The sequence below is a fragment of the Robertmurraya dakarensis genome (genome assembly GCF_900156875.1).
GTDB classification, from domain to species: Bacteria; Bacillota; Bacilli; order Bacillales; family Cytobacillaceae; genus Robertmurraya; species Robertmurraya dakarensis.
The window spans coordinates 1597452-1618398 of record NZ_LT707408.1; the positions used below are offsets into that span (position 1 = coordinate 1597452).

Here is a 20947-nt window from a genome sequence, read left to right on the forward strand (position 1 = left end):
GTGATAGATTACGAGTTGCTAGCGACCTAAGCCTTCATTTTTCAATATAGGAGGTGGCTAATCCTTGAATAATATGAAGAAGAGACCTTGGTCCAAACAGTATAAGAACAATGAACATCTTCAGATTCCGGAAAAATCACTCTATTATTTTCTCAGCCAATCTGCCCAAAAATATGGGGATCAGACGGCGATTATTTTTGAAGATGAGAAAATAAAATATAGCCAGTTGAAGGAAGATGTTGATAGACTTGCTGGTGCATGGAAGCAAATGGGATTTAAAAAAGGTGATCGTATCGGATTAATGTTGGGGAATCATCCTCACTATTGTTTAAGCTATTATGCAGCACAGGCACTAGGGTTGACGGTTGTACAAATTAACCCGATGTACACACCAAGAGAACTTCTTCATATCGCCAATGATTCACAAATGTCATACATTGTCGGTGATTCATCAGCTAGACAAACCATTTTTGAAGTGTGCAAACAATATCGATTTGATTACATATTTATTTCCCAATCTAATGACGGCGAAAATCAATTTACAAGATTAGAAGATTTATTTACATCCTCCACAATGATCGAAAGCCCTGTTGAGGTTGACGTATATGAAGATATTGCGGTAATTCAATACACAGGAGGGACGACAGGAAAAACAAAAGGGGCAATGCTTACCCATTATAATCTTGTCGCAAACGTTGTCCAGAGCCGTGTGATGTATGGGGATAAAATGGAGATTGGCAAAGAAATGACGCTTACGGCTACTCCGTTGTATCATGTCTATGGGATGACAAGTGGAATGAATCTCCCGATTAATATCGGAGGAGTAATTTTACTGTTCAAAAAATTTGAGCTTGACTACGTACTTGAAAAGGTTAAGGAGTATCAACCAACGTTTTTTCCCGGTGTACCGAAGATGTACAATGCCTTCGTTAATCATCCGGACGTAGAACAGTATGGTTTGAACTGTTTAAAATTTTGTTCCTGTGGTTCAGCCCCGCTGCCTGTCGAAGTGCTAAGGCGGTTTGAGGAGTTAACTGGAGCGGTAATTGGGGAAGGTTTCGGGTTATCGGAGTCGTCCCCTTCAACACACCGCAATCCTCCATTTGGGATTAGAAAGGCAGGAAGTGTTGGTATACCAATGCCTGGAACGGATTGCATCATTGTTGATGAAAGCGGTAATGAGCTTGGACCAAATACTGTTGGAGAATTATTAATAAAAGGACCTCAGGTCATGAAAGGATATTGGAACAATGCAGAAGAAACGAAAGCTGCTCTCCGAAATGGGTGGTTGTATACCGGTGATCTCGCAACGATGGATGAAGATGGTTATTTTTACATCGTCGGCAGAAAGAAGGAAATGATCATTGTAGGTGGATTCAATATTTATCCACAGGAAGTAGAGGGAGTTCTATACGAACATCCTCTTGTTCTTGAAGCGGCAGTAGTAGGGATACCCCATCAGGAACAAGGAGAAATAGTAAAGGCATATGTTGTTCCAAAGGATGGAAGAACCCTTGATCCGGAAGAGCTTAGGGAGTACTGCAAAACAAAACTAACCCGATATAAAATTCCGAAAGAGATAGAATTGCGCGAGTCTTTGCCTAGAAATACTGTAGGAAAACTTTTAAAAAGATTGCTTGTTAAGGAAGAGCTAGATAAGGGGTTTCAATCCAACACTCGAGGTTAAGGATAGTTTACTAATTAATTTAACTAGTTTAGGAGGAAAAAGAATGACTGAAAGGTTTGATGGAAGAACAGCATTTGTAACAGGTGGAAGCAGAGGGATTGGAAAAGCAATTGTGGAGCGTTTTGCAATGGAAGGTGCAAAGGTTGCCATTATTGATGTGAATGAACAAGCTTTGCGTGAAACGGAAGCTGAATTAAAAGAAAAAGGGTTTTCTGTTTATGCAAAAGTAGCAAGTGTTACCGAAAAAGATCAAGTAGAGCAGGCAATGCAAGAAGTTGCTGAGAAATTTGGGTCAGTTGATATTCTTGTAAATAATGCAGGAGTTATTCGTGATAACTTGCTGTTCAAGATGACTGATGAAGATTGGTTAACTGTAATGGATATCCACCTAAAAGGTGCTTTTTACGCTGCGCGTGCAGCGCAACAATATATGGTGAAAAATAAGTATGGAAGAATCATCAATATTTCTTCAACATCTGCGCTAGGGAATAGAGGGCAGGCTAATTACTCAACAGCAAAAGCAGGACTACAGGGTCTCACAAAAACACTTGCAATTGAATTAGGGAAGTATGGTATTACAGCAAATGCAGTAGCACCAGGATTTATTGAGACAGAAATGACAAAAGCGACAGCCGAAAGAGTTGGCATTCCATTTGATGAATTTGTTAAAGCAAGAGCTAATGCAATACCTGTTCAAAGAAGCGGAAAGCCGGAAGATATTGCTCATACCGTTGCTTTTTTCGCAGATGAACGTTCTTCATTTGTGAGCGGCCAAGTTATTTATGTTGCAGGAGGTCCAAAGAATTAGGAGGGGATCTTCATCATAAATATAACCGAATGGGAGTAGATGATAACTAAAGTTATTTAAATAGTTCTTGTTATTAGTATAGATTACCAATGAAAACACAATTTCTTCTCCTTTAAAGGCGGTTTCAATATTTTTTATTGAAACCAATTTTTTTGTATTTCTTTTTATTCTATCGGTTAGTATTGTCTTACACTCATTAATATTTTTTAAGTTAGATAATATAAAACACGTTTTTTTATACTGATACTATAAGGTATTATGGTAGTGCTAAATACGTATTAGATATTTGTTTAATCATACTTTAATATTAAAATATAATCTGAGTATTCAGAAAATAAATTAACTGGAGGAGATATTCTTTGAAGAAAGGTAAGAGTGCAATTACTTTGTTGGTTATTTGTTTATTACTTATCCTGGCAGCTTGTGGTGGCAATAATACATCAAGTACTAACGCTTCGGATAATAATGAAAGCGTATCCAATTCAGAAAAGAAAGCTTCAGATTATCCAAAGAGGCCAGTTACGCTTATGATTCCGTTTGGTGCTGGAGGAACAACAGATCTGTTTACAAGACAATTTGCCGACATCGCTGAAAAGCATCTAGGACAAAGAATTATCATAAAAAATGAAACTGGTGGAGGTGGCCTAACTCTTTATTCTACGATTGCAAAAGCGAATCCAGATGGTTACTCAATGTGTCTATGTTTAGGAACAAGCTTGTATGCAACAAATCAATATACGAAACTAATGGATTATACCCCAGAGGATTTTTCCCTCATATCTACAATACTGCAATATGAATATATCATAGCTGCTTCTTCAAAGGCTCCGTTTCAAACATTTGAAGAGATGATTGAATACTCAAAAAATAATAAGGTGGCTGTTGCTTCACCTGCCCTTGTAAATAGTCTATTTATTGAATCAATTAATCAGGCAGAGGACTTCCAATTAAATTGGGATATTGTTAACTATAAAAGCAGTGGAGAAGCTTCTGCAGCAATCCTTGGAGGACATGTCGACATGGTCCTTGACCCGCCTCTCAGTTATCTCGGTCCTGCTGAGTCAGGGGATATGAATATATTAGCACAGCTTAATCAGGAAAGATCAGATCTCCTTTCAGATGTACCAACTTTAAAAGAAATGGGATATGAACTCAATCTTGCCTCTACAATTGGGCTTGGTGGACCTGCAGGGCTTCCGGATGATGTGAAGGCAAAATGGGAAGAGGCTATCGCTAAGACACTAGAAGACCCTGCACTTAAAGAGTTTGCCAAAAAGAATGGCTTTCGTTTAACAAATATGAATGAAGAAGAAACGGTGGAGTTCTTTGGTGAATTAGGTAAACAGCTAGGCAGTGTTGTAGAACGAGTAATTGAATAGAGATTAGGATAGGAACATAAAAATACTAGTTTAGGAGAACTGAGAACTAAGCAGAACAACATTTTAAAGGCTGTTTCAAATTTCAATTGGAGCAGTCCATTCCTTTTCCTGGGTTGTTTTTATTATAATTTTTGCCGAAGTTAGTAATCTAGCATAAATAATTAAAATGATACCTAAAAGGTATTAAGATGATTACTAATACATATTAGATATTGTACTGTACATGTTTTAATATTTAATTATATTTGAAATATTTTGAATAATATAATAACTAAAGGAGGAACTCTATTGAAAAAAATTAGAACTAGTATATCGTTGTTGGCGATTTGTTTGTTGCTTCTCTTGGCAGCATGTGGAGGAAATAATACTGCTAATACAAGTAATTCGGAAAAAAATGAAAGTGCTTCCAAATCTGAAGGGGACTCATCTGATTATCCGAAGAAGCCAGTTACATTAATGCTATCCTTTAGTGCTGGTGGATCAACAGACCTATTCACAAGACAGTTTGCTGAAATAGCAGAGGAACATTTAGGTCAAAAAATTATTATCAAAAATGAAACGGGTGGCGGAGGCTTAACGATGTATTCAACACTCATGAAAGCCAAACCAGATGGCTATACAATGGCAATGGGTATGGGTACAACTTTATATGCAATTAACCCCCATCTTAAATTAATGGATTTTAGTGGAGATGATTTTACTCTTGTTGCACCAATTCTAGGTTATCAGTATGTGATTGGGGCTTCTAAGGATGCACCTTTCCAAACATTTGAAGAGTTGATTGAGTACTCTAAAACGAACAAAGTTACTGTGGCATCATCTGCAATTACAAACAGCCTCTTTGCAGAATTAATCAATAAAGCGGAAGATTTTAAGTTGAACTGGGAAATTGTGAATTTTAAAGGTGCCGGAGAATCTACTGCTGCTTTACTGGGAGGTCATGTCGATATTTCACTTGATCCGCCAATAACAATGCTTGGACCATGGGAGTCAGGAGATTTGAATTTATTGGCGACACTTAATGAGGAAGAATCTGCTGCCTTGCCGGGTGTTCCTACTTTAAAAGAATTAGGATACGAGAACCTTGTACTTAATGCTGTTGCTGGCATAGGTGGACCTGCCGGCCTACCTGAGGATGTCGTTGCGAAATGGGAAGAAGTTATTCAAAAGACTGCCGAAGATCCAAGACTTAAGGAATTTGCTGATAAAAACAGTTTTACCATCCTGAAAATGAGTCAAAAAGAGGTTATGGATTATCTAGCAGGTATGACTGATGAATTTGGAAGTGTAGTTGATAGGGTAACTAAGCAATAAATAGCAAACAAAGGGACCTTCAACAAGGGGTCCCTTAATTTAGAAAGGGGAATTTGCAGTGAGGCTAAACAGACAAGGCGAAGTAATTTGGGAACCCTCTCAAGCATTTATACAAAATGCTAATATAACAAAATATATGAATTGGTTAAAAGAAACTAAGGGTTTGTCTTTTCGTGGCTATAATGATTTATGGAAATGGTCAGTTGATGAATTAGAAGATTTTTGGGAGTCTGTTTGGGATTTTTGTGGAGTGAAAGCCCAGCGGAAGTTTGATAGAGTTCTAGCAGATGAAAGAATGCCAGGTGCCAAGTGGTTTGAGGGAGCTAGACTGAATTATACAGAAAATATGTTTTCTAAGTATCAAGGGGACAAAACGGCAATATTTTTTCGATCAGAGAAAGTAGAAAAAAGAGAGGTTAGTTGGAGGGAGCTTAAGGAGAGTGTAGCATCCGTTGCCCATTCTTTAAGAGATTTGGGTGTTAGGCCAGGCGATCGCGTCGCTTCCTTTATGCCAAATATTCCTGAAACAGTTATTGCATTTCTTGCTTCAGCAAGTATTGGAGCCATTTGGTCAAGTTGTTCGCCTGATTTTGGTGCAAAGAGTGTTGTTGACCGATTTCAGCAAATTGAGCCTGTTGTGATGTTTGCGGTTGATGGCTATCATTACAACGGAAAAACATTTGATAAAACATCTGTTGTTTCCCAGTTGCAAAAAGAATTAGGGGACTCCCTAAAGCAAACGATCCTCGTTCCTTATATGGAAAAAGAGAGCCTAGATGAAAAACTTGATAACATTATCCTCTGGGGTAAATTATTAGAGCCAAAAGTTGAGCTTACATATGAAAGTCTACCTTTTGATCATCCGTTATGGATTGTTTATTCATCTGGAACGACTGGAATGCCAAAACCCATTGTTCATAGTCATGGCGGACTTGTCATTGATCAACTTAAATCAATGGTTATACAAAAAGGGCTGACAACTGAAAACATAACCTTTCAGTTTACAACAACGGGATGGATGATGTGGAACAATCTAGTAGGGAATCTAATTGCAGGGTCATCGATTGTTCTTTATGATGGAAGCCCGTCCTATCCAAGTATGAATGTACTGTGGAAATTAGCTGAGGACATCGGAATAACGGATTTTGGAACAAGCGCTCCTTTTTTAATCAATTCAATGAAACAAAGAGTCAAGCCAAATGAATATGACCTTTCTTCATTAATATCTGTCAATTCAACTGGTGCACCATTAACAGAAGAAGCATTTCTATGGGTATATGAAAATGTGAAAAAGGACGTTTGGCTGGCCTCCTCAAGTGGAGGCACAGATGTGTGTAGTGGTTTTGTGGGGGGAGTTCCTATTTTGCCTGTAAGAATAGGTGAAATCCAAGGAAGATGCTTAGGTGTAAATGCTCAAGCTTTTGATGAAAATGGAATCTCTTTAATTAATGAAGTCGGTGAACTTGTTATCACAAAACCGATGCCAACTATGCCACTATACTTCTGGAACGATAAAGATAATAAAAGATATATTAGTAGTTATTTTGATACGTACCCTGGCGTGTGGAAGCATGGGGATTGGATAAAAATCGATGAGAAAGGCAGCAGTATCATTTATGGCCGTTCAGATTCAACCATTAATCGTTCCGGTGTTCGAATGGGAACGAGCGACATTTATCGTATGGTCGAGGACTTAGATGAAATACTTGAAAGTCTTGTGATTGATTTAGAAGTTTTGGGCCGTAATGCTTCTTTATTGTTATTTGTTGTTTTAAAAGAAGGCAACTGCTTAACAGATGATTTAAGAATAAAAATCAAGGAGCAAATAAAAGTAAATATTTCGCCAAGGTTTATGCCTGATGAAATATATGAAGTACCACAAATCCCGAAAACATTAAATGGGAAGAAAATGGAGGTGCCGATTCGGAAACTATTATTAGGCTTTGAAATGGAAAAGGCAATAAACCCTGATTCCATGAACAATCCAGAATCCCTTCCCTTTTTTATTGAACTGGCAAATCATTTTAGTGAGTTAAATAAGGAAAAGCTTTTTTAATTCATACAAATTCTCCGCTGAAAAAATTTGCTAATGTACACTATGGTATTCAGAAATATTCAATTTCAAGCAGAAGCAAAATTCACCTAGATTAACAGGAGAAATTAAGTAAAAGAGATTTTTTCATTTATATACAAAAAAAGAGGTGAAGCAAGATGAAAGTTATAGAATTATTTGATTTAACTGGAAAAGTTGCGATTATAACGGGTGGAGGTCGGGGCCTTGGCCAACAAATAGCTGAGGTATATGCAGAAATGGGCTGCCAGCTTGCACTCTGCTCAAGAAATAAGGGGAATTGTGACGAAGTAGCTGAAATGCTTGTGCGTGAATATGGGATAAAAGCAAAAAGTTACGCGCTAGATGTGACTAGTGAGTTACAGGTAGAAGAGGTTGTTGCGCAAATAGTAGAAGACTTCGGTAAAATTGATATTTTAGTCAATAATAGCGGGGCTACCTGGGGTGCACCAGTGGAAGAAATGCCTCTTGAAGCATGGAATAAAGTGATGAATGTAAATGTAACAGGGACTTTCCTAATGAGTAAGGCAGTTGGAAAGCATATGATTGAACGAAAGTACGGAAAAATTATTAATATTGCATCAGCAGCAGGGTTAACAGTTAGACCGCCTGAAGTGACAAACACGATCGGGTATACGACAAGCAAAGCTGCGGTTATTCATTTTTCAAAGGATTTAGCCATGAAATGGGCGAGACATAATATCTATGTTAATGCCATTGCCCCGGGAATGTTCAGAACGAAGATGACAAAAGGTACTTTAGAGCAAAAAGAAGATAAAGTACTGGAAACAATTCCGTTAAATAAAATTGGCGATGAAAATATGTTAAGAGGTGCTGCGCTATATTTAGCCACAAGAGCAAGTGATTTTGTGACCGGAACGGTATTAAGTGTAGATGGCGGCAGTACATTATAAAGAAGAAATAATAAGTTCATAATTTAGCTTTATGAACTTATAAATCTTAAAAAATAAAGAAATTGAGGTGGGAGAATGAGACTAGATAACAAGACAGTGATTATAACTGGTGCAGGAAGTGGTATAGGAAGAGCGACAGCACTGCGATTTGCGAGTGAAGGAGCTCAATTAATGCTTGCGGATTGGAACGAAAGCACAGGAGAAGAGACAGTTCGAATGATCAAAGAAAGTGGCCAATCGGCTGTCTTTCAACATACAGATGTTACAAAACCCGAGGAAGTTGAACAGCTAGTTAATAGAACAGTTCAACTATATGGAAAATTAGATGTAATGGTAAATAATGCTGGTGTTTCCCAAACAGAAAACAAAATTTCCAATGTACCGATTGATGAATGGAATAAAGTAGTTGATGTTTGCTTAGACAGTGTGTTTCTTGGTATGAAGTATGCGATACCCGAAATGATTAAGAATGGTGGAGGTTCCGTCATTAATACTGCGAGTGTTGCTGGAATAAAAGGGCAGAAATTGGTGGCAGCTTATACAGCTGCTAAAAGTGGTGTAATTGCGATTACTAAAAGTACCGCTCTTGAATATGGTAAACAAAATATTCGTGTAAATGCCATTGCACCAGGTATTATAGATACAGCTATTATATCTGGGTGGAGAAAAGCAGATAAGTGGCCTATATTGTCTACCGCCAACGCACTGCGTCGTATAGGTCAACCGGAAGAAGTCGCAAATGCAATTCTATTTCTAGCATCAGATGAAGCATCTTTTATAACAGGAACCACGATGGTTGTTGATGGTGGTACACTGTTAGGGAAATAAAATCGAAACCATAAACTTGTATAAGATCACTTGCTAATAACCTCGTATCGCTTTTAGCTTAGCGTTGTAATGTAAAAGAGGCTGACTCAAAGGACGTTTAAAACGACTTTTTGAGCAGCCTCTTTACATTTTTATATTATTTTATCAATATGGTCATGAGAGCTATACTGGTGTTGGGATCGACCGTACAAATTTAACAAAGTAAAGGATGAATATAAATATGTTAAAGAAATTTACACTCCAAACTAACAAGCGGGATGAAATGATTGAGGTAACGAATGAAGTGCAGCGTTTTGTAACAGATATGGGGATAAGAGACGGAGCGGTTGTTGTCTATTGTCCGCATACTACGGCTGGGATTACGATTAATGAGAATGCCGACCCTGATGTGAAACGAGATATGATCCGACGTTTTGATGAAGTGTATCCATGGCAAGATGAAAAGGACCGGCATATGGAAGGAAATACTGCTGCACATATGAAAGCAAGTACAGTTGGTGCATCTCAGTATGTGATTGTTACTGATAACATGTTACTGTTAGGAACATGGCAGGGCATTTATTTTTGTGAGTTTGATGGACCTCGACCACGCACCTTCTTTGTGAAAATATGCTAGTCTCGATAGCGGAAAATCGTAGAGAAGGAATTGCATAATCCTTAGTAATTATTGTAAGATATTATTCATACATATTAGAACCTTCCAAAAAGTTTAATAAACTATGATAAGATCATAGTGTTGAGTTCTATTACGTTATACTAGAAACTTTTAGGAAAGAGGAGATCTTCAATGTCACAACTACAAAAATATGCAGCACCATTTCGAGCAGATCAGGTTGGAAGCTTGCTAAGATCTGAAGAGATTAAAAAAGCACGTATTCAAAGATCTGCAGGAGAGATTACGGCGGAGCAACTTCGGACCGTTGAAAATGAGGAGATTAAACGGATTGTTGAAAAGCAAAAAGAAGTCGGATTGCAGGCTGTTACGGACGGAGAATTTCGCCGCGCTTGGTGGCATTTTGATTTTCTAGAAAATCTTATCGGTGTTGAAGCATATGAGGCAGACAACGGCATTCAATTTCAACAAAAACAAACGAAATCACGTGGAATTAAGGTGAATAGCAAGCTTAATTTTCATAACCATCCGATGATCGAGGATTATAAGTTTTTACATAGTATTGCAGGAAATCACAGCGCTAAAATGACAATCCCGAGCCCAAGTATGCTTCATTTTAGAGGAGAAGTTGATAGCAGTGTTTATCCCGATCAGGACGAGTTCTTTCATGACCTTGGTCAGACCTATAAAAAGGCGATTAGAGCATTTTATGATGCAGGCTGCCGCTACCTGCAGCTCGATGACACTTCTTGGGCATACCTTTGTTCGGATGAGCAAAGAGCGGCAATGAAGGAAAAAGGATTAAACCCGGATCAAATTAGTCAGCTTTATTTGAAAACGATCAATGATGCGGTCAGCGGCCGTCCAGATGATATGAAAATTACTATGCATATTTGCAGAGGAAACTTCCGTTCAACGTGGATTTCTTCTGGGGGGTATGAACCTGTTGCAGAAATCTTATTTGGCGGATTAAATATTGACGGATTCTTCTTAGAATATGATAGTGACCGTGCTGGAGGGTTCGAACCTCTTCGATTCGTCAACCGTCCTGACTTGCAAATTGTTCTAGGCTTAATTACCTCTAAGTTTGGAGAATTAGAAAATCCGGATGACATTAAACGAAGAATTGAAGAAGCGTCCCAATATGTTGATTTAAATCAGCTTTGTTTGAGCCCGCAGTGCGGATTTGCATCTACAGAAGAAGGGAACTTGTTGACAGAAGAACAGCAATGGGCAAAATTAAGGCATGTTGTTGAGATTGCAAATAATGTTTGGAAATAAATAAAAAGAAGAAAAGCCAGCCCACACTAGATGACGAAATCCTGTGTAGGCTGGTTTTTATGTTAATTTCTTTGTTATTTTTTGTTGGATAATAATGTCGGAAAATTGCGAATATACATTTCGTGAAGGAAGTGCTTGGATGAACAGCGAATACTAATAAAGTCGAAAATTATAAATTTTAAGAATAAATGGGGGATTGTAAAATGAACAATCAAGACGTAGTAATTGTCAGCGGGGCACGTACCCCGATTGCTAGATATGGAGGAACTTTAAAAGATATCAATTCCGGTTTTTTGGCAAGTCATGTAATCAAGGAAGTAATGAACCGGGCAAATATCAGTCCAGAACAGGTAGACGAAGTGATTTTGGGAGAAGTTAGACAATCAACAGAATCTTCAAACGTTGCAAGAGTTGCTGCATTAAGAGCAGGTATTCCGGATTCCAGACCTGCATTCACGATCAACCGCCTTTGTGCCTCTGGTATGCAAGCGATTGCATCTGCTGTACAGCAAATACAATCCAACCAAGCAGAAATCGTAGTGGCGGGCGGAGCAGAAAGCATGAGCCTTTCTCCGATTTATTTAAGAGAATCCCGTTTTGGCGGCGGTACTCCTCACCTTGTTGATTCCAATACAGAAGCTGGTCAACAGCCAAAGGAGATTTATGGTTCAGATCTTGGAATGGGAATCACGGCTGAAAATGTGGCTGAAAAATACAATATCTCTAGAGAAGATCAAGATGTTTTTTCTGTTGAAAGTCAAAGAAAAGCAGATGTAGCAATCAAAGAGGGTAAGTTTAAAGAGGAAATTACACCTATAGAAGTTAAGATGAAAAAGAAGTCAGTATTGTTTGAACAGGATGAATTCCCGCGCCCTGATACGACATTAGAAAAATTGGCTGCTTTAAAGCCAGTTTTTAAGAAAGATGGGACAGTAACGGCAGGGAATGCTTGCGGACGCAATGACGGAGCAGCGGCTGTTTTGGTTATGACTGCACAGAAAGCGAATGAGTTAAACCTTACTCCAATGGCGCGCGTTGTTGATTGGGCTGCAGTAGGCGTGTCACCAGAAATTATGGGAATTGGTCCTGTTCCTGCTGTACAAAAACTTTTAGAACGTACAGGCAAAACGATTGATGAAATAGATTTGTTCGAATTAAACGAAGCATTCGCTTCCCAGGCAGTTGCTGTTGTTAGAGAACTTGGCATCGATCAAGAGAAAGTGAACGTAAATGGGGGGGCTATTGCTCTTGGACACCCTGTTGGAGCTACAGGTACTCGTCTTGTAGTAACATTGATGCACGAGCTAAAAAGACGCAATCAAAAGTATGGCATTGCTACCCTTTGTGTAGGCGGCGGTCAGGGAATGGCTATTTTAATAGAGAACTTAGCTTAATAGAGTCTCACTTTCCAAAAGTTGATACGTTTTTCTAATTAGGTCCTCCATAAAGAGGACCTGGTTGTTTTTAAAAGTTCATTTGAGCAGGAGGCGTTTCTTATAAAAAGGATTCCTGAAATTGATATTTATGTTAGGTTCAGCGAAACAGATGCAGCAGGGCATGTGAATAATGTAAGTTATTATATCTACTTGGAGGAGGCACGTACAAAATTTTTTGATTTCATTCAAATTGAACAAATTAAAAGAGATGCTTACCCGAATCTTCGTTTTGTAGTGGCTTCCTCTCATTGTAATTACCTAAGACAAGCCTATGCTAAACAGTATCTCAAGGTTTCGACTAAAATTACCAAAATCGGCACCAAAAGCTTTATTTTGGAAAGTGATATTAAGAATGCAGAAACAGGAGAGATCATTGCTAGTGGCGGTGCTGTAATGGTTTGCTTTAATTTTGAAACAGAGCAATCTGTGGAAATTCCGCATGCGCTTCGTGAGATTTTAGAACAGTATTTAGCTTGATTCTCAATATGAAGAAAACCACTCCATTCTTTTCTACTGGACATTATAGAATAGAATGGAGCCTTATTTACGGGGGTTTTTCCTAAGTTAATATATATCCACTTGCAAGATAGATAAGTGTCGCGATGATGGCACCGATTGAGGAGATCTTTAACTTATAGCGGGCATAATCAACAATCGGCAAGTCGAGAATAGCTGCTGTTGTAATAGTTGTATCACCCAGAGGCGAGGTCAATGCTCCAAAAGCCCCGCTGGCAAACACAGCACCGACGGTTAATGGAATAGATGCCCCGGTGGAAACCGCCAATGTCATCCCTAAAGGCATGAATAGTCCCCATGTTCCCCATGAAGATCCGATAAAATAACCAACCACTGACCCAAGCAGGAAAATTACAGCTGGGGTTAAGAAAGCTGGCAAGAATGCTCCCAGTGTAGAACTAATAAATGTGGAGAACCCAAGGTCATCGGCTGACAGTGTCAGTGCCCAGATGAGGATGAGCAAGCTGATTGCTTCCATCATCTGATTGCCCCCATCATAGAAATGGAAAAGAATTTCGTTTAATGGCTGCTTTCTGATTATGTAAAAAATAAACGCTGCAATAAGAGTGATAAAAACAGCTAAAAGCATGACAAATGTGGCATCAGCTGTTGAAAAAGCTTCAAAGACCGATTGCGCTCCTCTTTCCATTCCGTCTTTCCATAATAAATATAAGGAGAGCCCCAGCAGTAAAAAGACAGGGACTATTAGATTCCATGGTTGAGCTTTAACCAGGGATAATTCTCTTTTAATCCCAATTCGATGAAATTCATGTTCCTCCTCTTCTTCTATTTCTTGTTCTGTTTTGATGTTGGCTTTTGATTTTTTAGGGGTCCAGAAAGTTTGTATAATGCCAATCACCAGCATAACGATCGCAAAGAAATTGAATAAAATACTAAGCAAAAAAACTTCATAGGGAGCCATATCTAAATTGAGTTCCCGAATTCCGCCTTCAACTAGTGAGACCATGAAACCAACAAAAGCGGTGGCAACGGGTAAGAGGACAATAACAGACTCTGTGGAAATATCCATGGTCAATCCGACTTTACGCTTTGACAGGTTCATTTTCTTAATCAATGACTTCACTACAGGTCCAATCATCATAATGCGGAACATTGGCATCATAAACGTAAAAGGGAGAGTCAACCAAATGAGTCCGAGCAGCCCGCGTTCAGTTTTAATTTTTGTTCCTACCCACTCAGAGAAGCCTTTAATGCCCCCAGAGATGTTCATCATTCCCACTAGGCCGCCAAATAAATAAAGAAATCCAATGATAGTAATATTTGTTCCATCTGATAAGGTTGTGACAATATAGTCAACAGACTGATATGTTCCTTCAATGATACTGGCCTTAACAATCAAAGAACCAACTAGCAGTCCAACGACTAGCCCAGGCAGGATGTTCTTCAGCCAAATCGACATGGAAATAACAATTAAAAAGGGCAGCAAAGATAGCCATGTGTGTTCCAAAGTCTTTTCCTCCTACAAAAACAACTATTCCTTTCAACTATTAATCATCTTAGTAGTGCCACAAGAGAATGATTAATATTAATGGAAAAGGAAAATTGCAAGAGGTGCCGATTCTTTTGCAACAATTGGTACTTATAGTGTAAAAAGACTTGTTTAATAGCACAAAACAAAGGAGTTATTAAAAATTTGAGGTTGACTGGATAGGAGAAAATAAAATAACCAAAAAGGAGTCTAAGAATGATAGAACTCCTTTATCACTCTGTCAAAAGATTACATGTTGTTCATCCAGGGATATTAATACGAGTGTGTGGCTGGTCTATTTTCATAATATAGGAATGCGGTTTTTCAGCGTTTCTTTTGTTGAGTTCTTGGTAAAGTTTCTTATATTCACCGACAGTAATTTTTCTCTGAATATAGCATTTTTGAACGAAGTCTAATAGTTCATTGGCATGAAGAGGAGGTTGATTTTTTTCCAATTGAAAACGATGGATTAATTCTTCAAACAACATATAATCACTCCACTTTAAAATTTGAAAACGCTTGCATAAGAAGTATAACACGTTATGTATGGTGGAAGTAATAAAAAAAGAAATAAAATTTACGACAAGTTTCTACATTTTTTTAAAAACAGATAATAGGTTTGCAAAGCGTAAGCAGAAAAATATATTTTCTGTGTTTCGATTGCTACTATAGATAATGAATCTTTAAGAGAAAGGATACATGTAATGACAAATATAAATATACCAGTTTCAGTATTAAATCTAGTTCCTATTCGCGAAGGTCAAGGAGCGAAGGAAGCAATTGCCTCTATGGTTGATTTAGCTCAATATACTGAGAAACTGGGTTATAAACGCTATTGGATTGCAGAACATCATAATACAAAGACTCTTGTTAGTTCAGCTACTTCTATATTAATTAAACATACGCTGGAACATACAAATCATATTCGTGTAGGATCTGGCGGTGTGATGCTGCCTAACCATTCTCCATTGGTGGTTGCCGAGCAGTTTGGAACAATGGCGACCATTTATCCTAATCGATTGGATTTAGGGCTTGGACGTGCACCGGGCACAGATATGATGACAGCGAGTGCACTAAGAAGATCGAAAAATGATTCTGTTTATACATTTCCTGATGACGTAAAAGCGCTGCTAACATATTTTGGGCCTGAAGAGCAACAAAGCTATGTTAAAGCATATCCGGGTGTTGGTACAAATATTCCAATTTATGTCCTTGGATCATCAACAGATTCTGCTTATTTAGCCGCGGAGTTAGGTTTGCCTTATGTATTTGCATCTCATTTTGCGCCAACTTATATGGAGCAAGCTATTTCTATTTACCGTAACAGATTCAAGCCTTCTAAGTATTTGGATTCTCCTTATATGACAGTGTGTTTAAATGTAATTGCCGCTGAAAGTGATGAAGAGGCAAGAAAAGAATCAACGACGATGCAGCAATTTTTCTTGAATGTAGTAAGAGGTACACAGTCCTTTTTAAAACCGCCGGTGGATACGATGGATGGGATTTGGAATCTTCAAGAAGAGCAAGTAGCGGAATCCATGACAAGTGTAACGTTGATGGGTGGCAAGGATTCAATCCGACAACAACTGACGAGTTTTCAAGAGAAGTTTAATGTAGATGAGATCATGGCCGTTTCTTATATATACGATCAAGAAAAACAAAAACGTTCGTATGAAATATTAAAGGAAGTAGTCGACGGAAATTAATATAATACCAGCCCTTGTCTAGACGACAGGGGTTTTTTGTTTACAAGCAAGAGCATGCTTGGAAAAGGGCTGCAGCGGCCTTAGTTTATAGTTAAAATTCAGCAGTTTTACTTTTATTTATTATATTGACAATAGCATAGGTGGTTTGATATATTTTTGATTATACTAAAAATTCTGTAAATTTGGAATATTTAGTATAATAGTGTGGAGAGGTGGTAATTTCGGATAACATTTCCGAGTAAAATATTAGAGTTTTAAGGGGGAAGAAGAGTGAATAGCCAATCGTATCAAAAGGCTAAATTAATAGTTTTATATTTCTTTTTAGTAAGCATTCTGTTAGTCCTTTCATCATGTGGTGGAGGCACTGATAATGCTTCAACAGATGAAAGTGAGGCTGACGCAGAAAAAGTATTTCATCTCAGAATGAACACAATTAATCCTCCAGCAGCTGGTGGACCACCAACACCATCTACGATCGCTACAGATATTTTTGCTGACGAGGTACGGGAAAAAACAAACGGTCGAGTGGATATTGAAGTTTTTTACAGCAATCAATTGGCAGGACAGTCAGAGTCGCTTGATGCACTAGCCAGGGGAACGATTGACTTGCAGGTCATCACGCCAGCGGCATGGTCTGATAAAATTCCTGAAGGAAATTTTGCTTCATTGCCTTTTGCTTGGAAAAGTGAAGAAGAACTCAGTCATCTACTTCGTGAAACAGAATTCGGGAAATTATATGAAGAAGCATTATTGAATTATGGGGTAAAACCATTGCACTATCACTATACAGGTTCCGCTGGCTATTTATCCAATACCCCGATTACTAATCCATCGGATATGAAAGGTTTAGTCGTGAACGCAGTTGGTACATTGAAGGGGAATTTCTATAAAGAGATGGGTGCTGGTATTTCAAGTGTCCCATTTGCAGACTACTATGAAGGTTTGCTTCGCGGAACGTTTGATGCGGTTAGTTTTCCCTACTATGCGCTTGAGGTCATGAAACTCGGGGAAGTCGTTGATTATATTACGGTTCCGGGGGAGATTGATCCTTCCCTATCTTTAATCGTCATTAGTCAATCGACATGGGATAAATTGCCAACTGATCTTCAAGAAATAATTTGGGAGACGGCTATGGATATCGAAGAGAGAACGATTAAAGCTTCCCAAGAATATTCAGCAAGAGGCTTCGAATATGCCAAAGAAATTGGGGTTGAAATTGTTGAAATGACTGATGAAGGTTATAACGAATTCTTAGATACCGCCAAGAAAACCTATTGGAAAGGTTTTGCAGAAACAAATGATCGAACAAAGAAAATGATTGAAATATTGGAAGCTAGTAAAAAATAATAAGTTTTCAGCAAAAAAACTGATTATTATTAATATAGCATCATTATATTTTCTATCTAATATCAGCATGCTGCTAACAAGATCAAGCATACCTTAGGTTTTTAACTCGTATTTATCAAGGGGGATAATGGATGTATAAGGCAATTTGGAGGTTTACAGGTTTGCTGGTCTTAGCTGCTGTAACTACGCTTTTTTTAGCGGCATGTGGCGGTGCTGACACCACTTCAACCGGAACATCACAGCCTGAAGGGGAAAAAGCTGACAAAGATAAAGTTTATCATTTAAAAATGAATTCACAAAATCCTCCATCACCTGATGGGGCGCCAACACCAGCTGAAATCGCGACATCGGGTTTCGCTGATATGGTGAAGGAGAAAACAAATGGCCGGATTGAAATTGAAGTTTATTATAGCAACCAACTGGCAGGACAGTCCGAATCTCTAGACGCTCTGGCACGTGGAACAATTGATTTGCATGTTGGTACACCGGCAGCGTGGGCTGATAAAATTCCTGAAGGTAACTGGTCATCACTGCCTTATGCTTGGAAAGGTGAAGAACAGTTAAATCATCTGATGCGCGAAACAGAATTTGGGCCATTGTATGAGGAAGCATTGCTCGAATACGGGGTTAAACCATTGCATTATTATCATACCTCTTCCTCTGGCTATCTGTCTAATTCTCCGATTACCAAACCGGCGGACATGAAAGGGTTAGTCGTAAATGCAGTTGGTACTCTAAAAGGGGAGTTTTATAAGAGCATGGGGGCTGGAACTGCTAGTATTCCATTTGCTGATTATTATGAAGGATTATTGCGTGGAACTGTTGATGCTGTAAGTTTTCCATACTATGCGATGGAATCTATGAATCTCGGTGAAGTAATCAAATATGTAACCGTTCCAGGGGAAGTAGATCCAGCTATTGGGATTATAGCCATTAGCCAAAAAACTTGGGATAATCTACCAAGCGATTTGCAAGACATTATGATGGAAGTGGCATTAGAAATCGAGCAGCAAACGATTCCAGCTTCAAAAGAATATTCACAAGATGGTTTAGATTTTGCTAAGGAGATTGGCTTGGAAATCGTTGAAATGTCCCAAGAAGATTATAATGAATTTAGAGAAATTGCCAAAGAAACCTATTGGAAAGGTTTCGCAGAAACGAATGATCGAACGAAGAAAATGATGGAAATTTTAGAAGCTAGTAAAGAATAATTTTTATATGTATGGTCATGCTGTGATGCCCTGTTACTTTAGCAGGGTATTTTTATGTTACTCACAACTTGAGAGCATTATTAAAGAATTACTAGACATTGGTTTAAAGATTAAATAACAAACTACTAGTTGGTTGACAAGGTTGAAATCGTTTGTTATATTTTATTATAGTAAATATTCAGTAAATTTTGAATAGTAAATTAATTATTGTAAAAAAACGATATTTCTTTTTAATATTAAGAAAAGAAGAGGAGGTGTTGGAAGGGATTCAATCAATTTCTGGTTTTTATTATTGCGAAGTACGTAAAAGATTTCAAATTATCTATTTAAGCCCAGTGGTAATATGTCAAGCACTAAAATTCAATGAATTGGAAATTAATATTGTCTTTCATTGAAAAGTGTTTAAAAAAGAGTATACCTAATAAACCTCACACTATTTTCAATTTTTTACCAATACTTTCAAGTGTGAAGCTGGGTGTTTGAAAGGGTGTGAATGAGAAGTTTTAATCTCTCCTTTCGGGTGGTGTGTACAACTGATTGGTGCGTAGTAGCGAAAACACCAATCGTACCAGTTTTCTTGCGGTTAAGACGAGAGCGCGTTTGTGTTTATGTTTTGGAACTTCATCGTACTTCTTTGTGTAAAAAGCTTTATATTCAGAGTCGTACTTTCGGATCTTATCGGCAGCTTGAATAAGGTAGTAACGCAGGTATTTATTACCTGTCCTCATTCTAGCCGTTTCCTGGGATTCGAATTCGCCTGATTGGTTCTGGTTCCATACCAAACCTGCATATTTCGCTAAGGCATGATGATCTTTAAATCGCTTTATATCGCTAATTTCAGCTATCAACCCTGCCGCATAAACGTCTCCAATTCCTTTTACAGACGTTAGGGTTTGCGGTATGCCTTTCATTAACTTGGCAATTTCTTTATCCAGACGCTTTACCTGTGACTCGATATGTTGAATGGTACTTAAAGTAACAGACATCGAAATATTTACGGGGTCCTGCATAGCCTTATTCAGCCGGTAAGATGATCTAGCCAACTTTTGAAGGTATTTTGCGATTTCCTCTGGCTTTTCAAATCGGTTTTTTCCTTTATCTTGCAGGAACTCGACGAGTTCCTCGAGGCTCATTTCAGCGATCGTTTCGGGCTCTAGTTCCTCCATGACAGCCATACTCGTAGCTCCGAATTTATCTGAAAATGGATTATCCTGTCTCAGTCCACTGAACTTTAAAAAGAGCTGGTTAAGGAAATACGTTTTATTTCGGGCAATCTCCCGCATAAAATGAAACCTTGTTCGCGTTAAGCGCTGAAGAGCTTCATATTGTATGGCATCTTTCATTTGGGCTGGCAGTCGGCCAAAGCGCAAGTGGTCAGCGATGACCCAGGCATCTATGCGATCGTTTTTTACAAGAGAATCATACCCTTTTTTGAAACGAGCGACTTTTCTCGCATTTAGTACGTAGATAGAGGCTTGAAACTTAGGTTCATAGCCTTTCATTTGGTCTTGTAGATAATGGGCAAGGTGCCAACTGTAAAGATCAGTGGCTTCCATCCCAATCTTCAATTGGTTGGCCTGACTTTTTTCCGCAGTTTCTAGCATTCGTTTGATCAGGGTTTCGGCCCCGGTTTGATCATTAGAAACAGAAAAGTCGGCGAGTGTGGACCCGTCCTCCTTCATGAAATGGACATGATGGGACTTCAAGCTTACATCTACACCAACAAGCATTTGTGACATACCAATCACCTCCAGTATGTAAGTTAATCAAGAACGTTCAGACCTGGGTGCCCACGGGAATCATCGATGTCTTCCTCGTCATCAGCACTCAAAGAAAAGAAGTCCATCATGAGCGCTACACTCACTTCTTTTACGGCGGCGCAACCAGTGGTTAGACCTTCAATAATGAACCATGGGTAGCAGGCTTATGAAGCAGTACACCAAAGTGTCCGCAAGGGGGAGAAGCAATATCCTGATACGATCCTGTCGGTTCCATTGTCCCATGAGCAGGTCTATGAACGCTATAAAAAAATGACGGAGTAAAACGCTGGAGCTTCCTCCATTCTCCGCCATTTCTCGATATTCAGTTAAAGGCATTTCAAAGAAGCAGTAGGGAAACTATCCCCCTGCGAAATAAGAACAACACATTAATCTATTATTGATAGTTTGAACTTTACCTCGGCTTCCCCATCAGGTGGGTGAAACAAGGGTAAAACTAAAATATTTAAGATGGGGAAGCCGAAAGGCTAACCTTGATAACCTATAGGAATCTAGAGTGAATTTTAGAGGATCCGGATCAACTGGAAATTCTTCTAGAAAGAGCTCTTACTAGTACTATACGAGGGGGA

The 20947-nt window shown here is 38.6% G+C and carries 17 protein-coding genes; 14 read left to right on the forward strand and 3 right to left on the reverse strand.

Annotated elements, in window-relative coordinates:
- The first annotated feature begins 73 nt into the window (after window positions 1–73).
- The 11 genes from CZ487_RS08865 to CZ487_RS08915 all read left to right on the forward strand — a co-directional run bounded on the left by CZ487_RS08865 (window position 74) and on the right by CZ487_RS08915 (window position 12808).
- A complete protein-coding gene (locus CZ487_RS08865; protein ID WP_077211914.1) occupies window positions 74–1687 on the forward strand; it encodes a long-chain-fatty-acid--CoA ligase in 1614 nt (537 codons plus the stop codon).
- A gap of 43 nt (window positions 1688–1730) precedes the next feature.
- Window positions 1731–2495 (forward strand): 3-oxoacyl-ACP reductase FabG, encoded by a 765-nt coding sequence (gene fabG, locus CZ487_RS08870; RefSeq protein ID WP_077211750.1) that lies wholly within the window; start codon window positions 1731–1733, stop codon window positions 2493–2495.
- A gap of 359 nt (window positions 2496–2854) precedes the next feature.
- The gene (locus CZ487_RS08875) at window positions 2855–3874 is read left to right on the forward strand and encodes a tripartite tricarboxylate transporter substrate binding protein (protein ID WP_077211751.1); all 1020 of its coding nucleotides are present in this window, start codon (window positions 2855–2857) and stop codon (window positions 3872–3874) included.
- Between the two features lie 288 nt (window positions 3875–4162).
- The gene (locus CZ487_RS08880) at window positions 4163–5188 is read left to right on the forward strand and encodes a tripartite tricarboxylate transporter substrate binding protein (RefSeq protein ID WP_077211752.1); all 1026 of its coding nucleotides are present in this window, start codon (window positions 4163–4165) and stop codon (window positions 5186–5188) included.
- Between the two features lie 58 nt (window positions 5189–5246).
- Window positions 5247–7244: an acetoacetate--CoA ligase gene (locus CZ487_RS08885; protein ID WP_077211753.1), complete on the forward strand. Its 1998-nt coding sequence runs from the start codon at window positions 5247–5249 to the stop codon at window positions 7242–7244.
- A gap of 155 nt (window positions 7245–7399) precedes the next feature.
- Window positions 7400–8173: an SDR family oxidoreductase gene (locus CZ487_RS08890; RefSeq protein ID WP_077211754.1), complete on the forward strand. Its 774-nt coding sequence runs from the start codon at window positions 7400–7402 to the stop codon at window positions 8171–8173.
- A gap of 75 nt (window positions 8174–8248) precedes the next feature.
- On the forward strand, window positions 8249–9001 hold the full coding sequence (locus CZ487_RS08895) for an SDR family NAD(P)-dependent oxidoreductase (protein WP_077211755.1): 753 nt from the start codon (window positions 8249–8251) through the stop codon (window positions 8999–9001).
- A 220-nt stretch (window positions 9002–9221) separates the two neighbouring features.
- The gene (locus CZ487_RS08900) at window positions 9222–9617 is read left to right on the forward strand and encodes a secondary thiamine-phosphate synthase enzyme YjbQ (RefSeq protein WP_077211756.1); all 396 of its coding nucleotides are present in this window, start codon (window positions 9222–9224) and stop codon (window positions 9615–9617) included.
- Window positions 9618–9788: 171 nt separating this feature from the next.
- Window positions 9789–10895 carry a 5-methyltetrahydropteroyltriglutamate--homocysteine S-methyltransferase gene (locus CZ487_RS08905; protein WP_077211757.1) on the forward strand — a complete coding sequence of 369 codons (1107 nt, stop codon included), beginning with the start codon at window positions 9789–9791 and terminating at the stop codon, window positions 10893–10895.
- A gap of 203 nt (window positions 10896–11098) precedes the next feature.
- Window positions 11099–12289 (forward strand): thiolase family protein, encoded by a 1191-nt coding sequence (locus CZ487_RS08910; protein ID WP_077211758.1) that lies wholly within the window; start codon window positions 11099–11101, stop codon window positions 12287–12289.
- Window positions 12290–12415: 126 nt separating this feature from the next.
- Window positions 12416–12808, forward strand: a complete 393-nt coding sequence (locus CZ487_RS08915; protein ID WP_272914193.1) for an acyl-CoA thioesterase — start codon at window positions 12416–12418, stop codon at window positions 12806–12808.
- 82 nt (window positions 12809–12890) lie between these two features.
- Here the strand turns inward: CZ487_RS08915 and CZ487_RS08920 are convergent, their stop codons facing one another.
- The gene (locus CZ487_RS08920; protein ID WP_084783164.1) at window positions 12891–14315 is read right to left on the reverse strand and encodes a Na+/H+ antiporter NhaC family protein; all 1425 of its coding nucleotides are present in this window, start codon (window positions 14313–14315) and stop codon (window positions 12891–12893) included.
- A gap of 281 nt (window positions 14316–14596) precedes the next feature.
- On the reverse strand, window positions 14597–14824 hold the full coding sequence (gene yppF / locus CZ487_RS08925) for a YppF family protein (protein ID WP_077211760.1): 228 nt from the start codon (window positions 14822–14824) through the stop codon (window positions 14597–14599).
- Window positions 14825–15040: 216 nt separating this feature from the next.
- Between yppF and CZ487_RS08930 the strand changes: the two genes are divergently transcribed.
- The 3 genes from CZ487_RS08930 (at window position 15041) to CZ487_RS08940 (ending at window position 18600) form a co-directional block, all read left to right on the forward strand.
- Window positions 15041–16042, forward strand: a complete 1002-nt coding sequence (locus tag CZ487_RS08930) for an LLM class flavin-dependent oxidoreductase (protein WP_077211761.1) — start codon at window positions 15041–15043, stop codon at window positions 16040–16042.
- Between the two features lie 270 nt (window positions 16043–16312).
- Entirely contained in the window at window positions 16313–17389 is a 1077-nt protein-coding gene (locus tag CZ487_RS08935; protein WP_077211762.1) for a TRAP transporter substrate-binding protein, read from the forward strand.
- A 131-nt stretch (window positions 17390–17520) separates the two neighbouring features.
- Window positions 17521–18600, forward strand: a complete 1080-nt coding sequence (locus CZ487_RS08940; RefSeq protein ID WP_077211763.1) for a TRAP transporter substrate-binding protein — start codon at window positions 17521–17523, stop codon at window positions 18598–18600.
- 503 nt (window positions 18601–19103) lie between these two features.
- On the opposite strand, the gene CZ487_RS08945 is transcribed toward CZ487_RS08940, so the two are convergent.
- The gene (locus CZ487_RS08945; protein ID WP_077210804.1) at window positions 19104–20339 is read right to left on the reverse strand and encodes an IS110 family RNA-guided transposase; all 1236 of its coding nucleotides are present in this window, start codon (window positions 20337–20339) and stop codon (window positions 19104–19106) included.
- Window positions 20340–20947 lie beyond the last annotated feature (608 nt).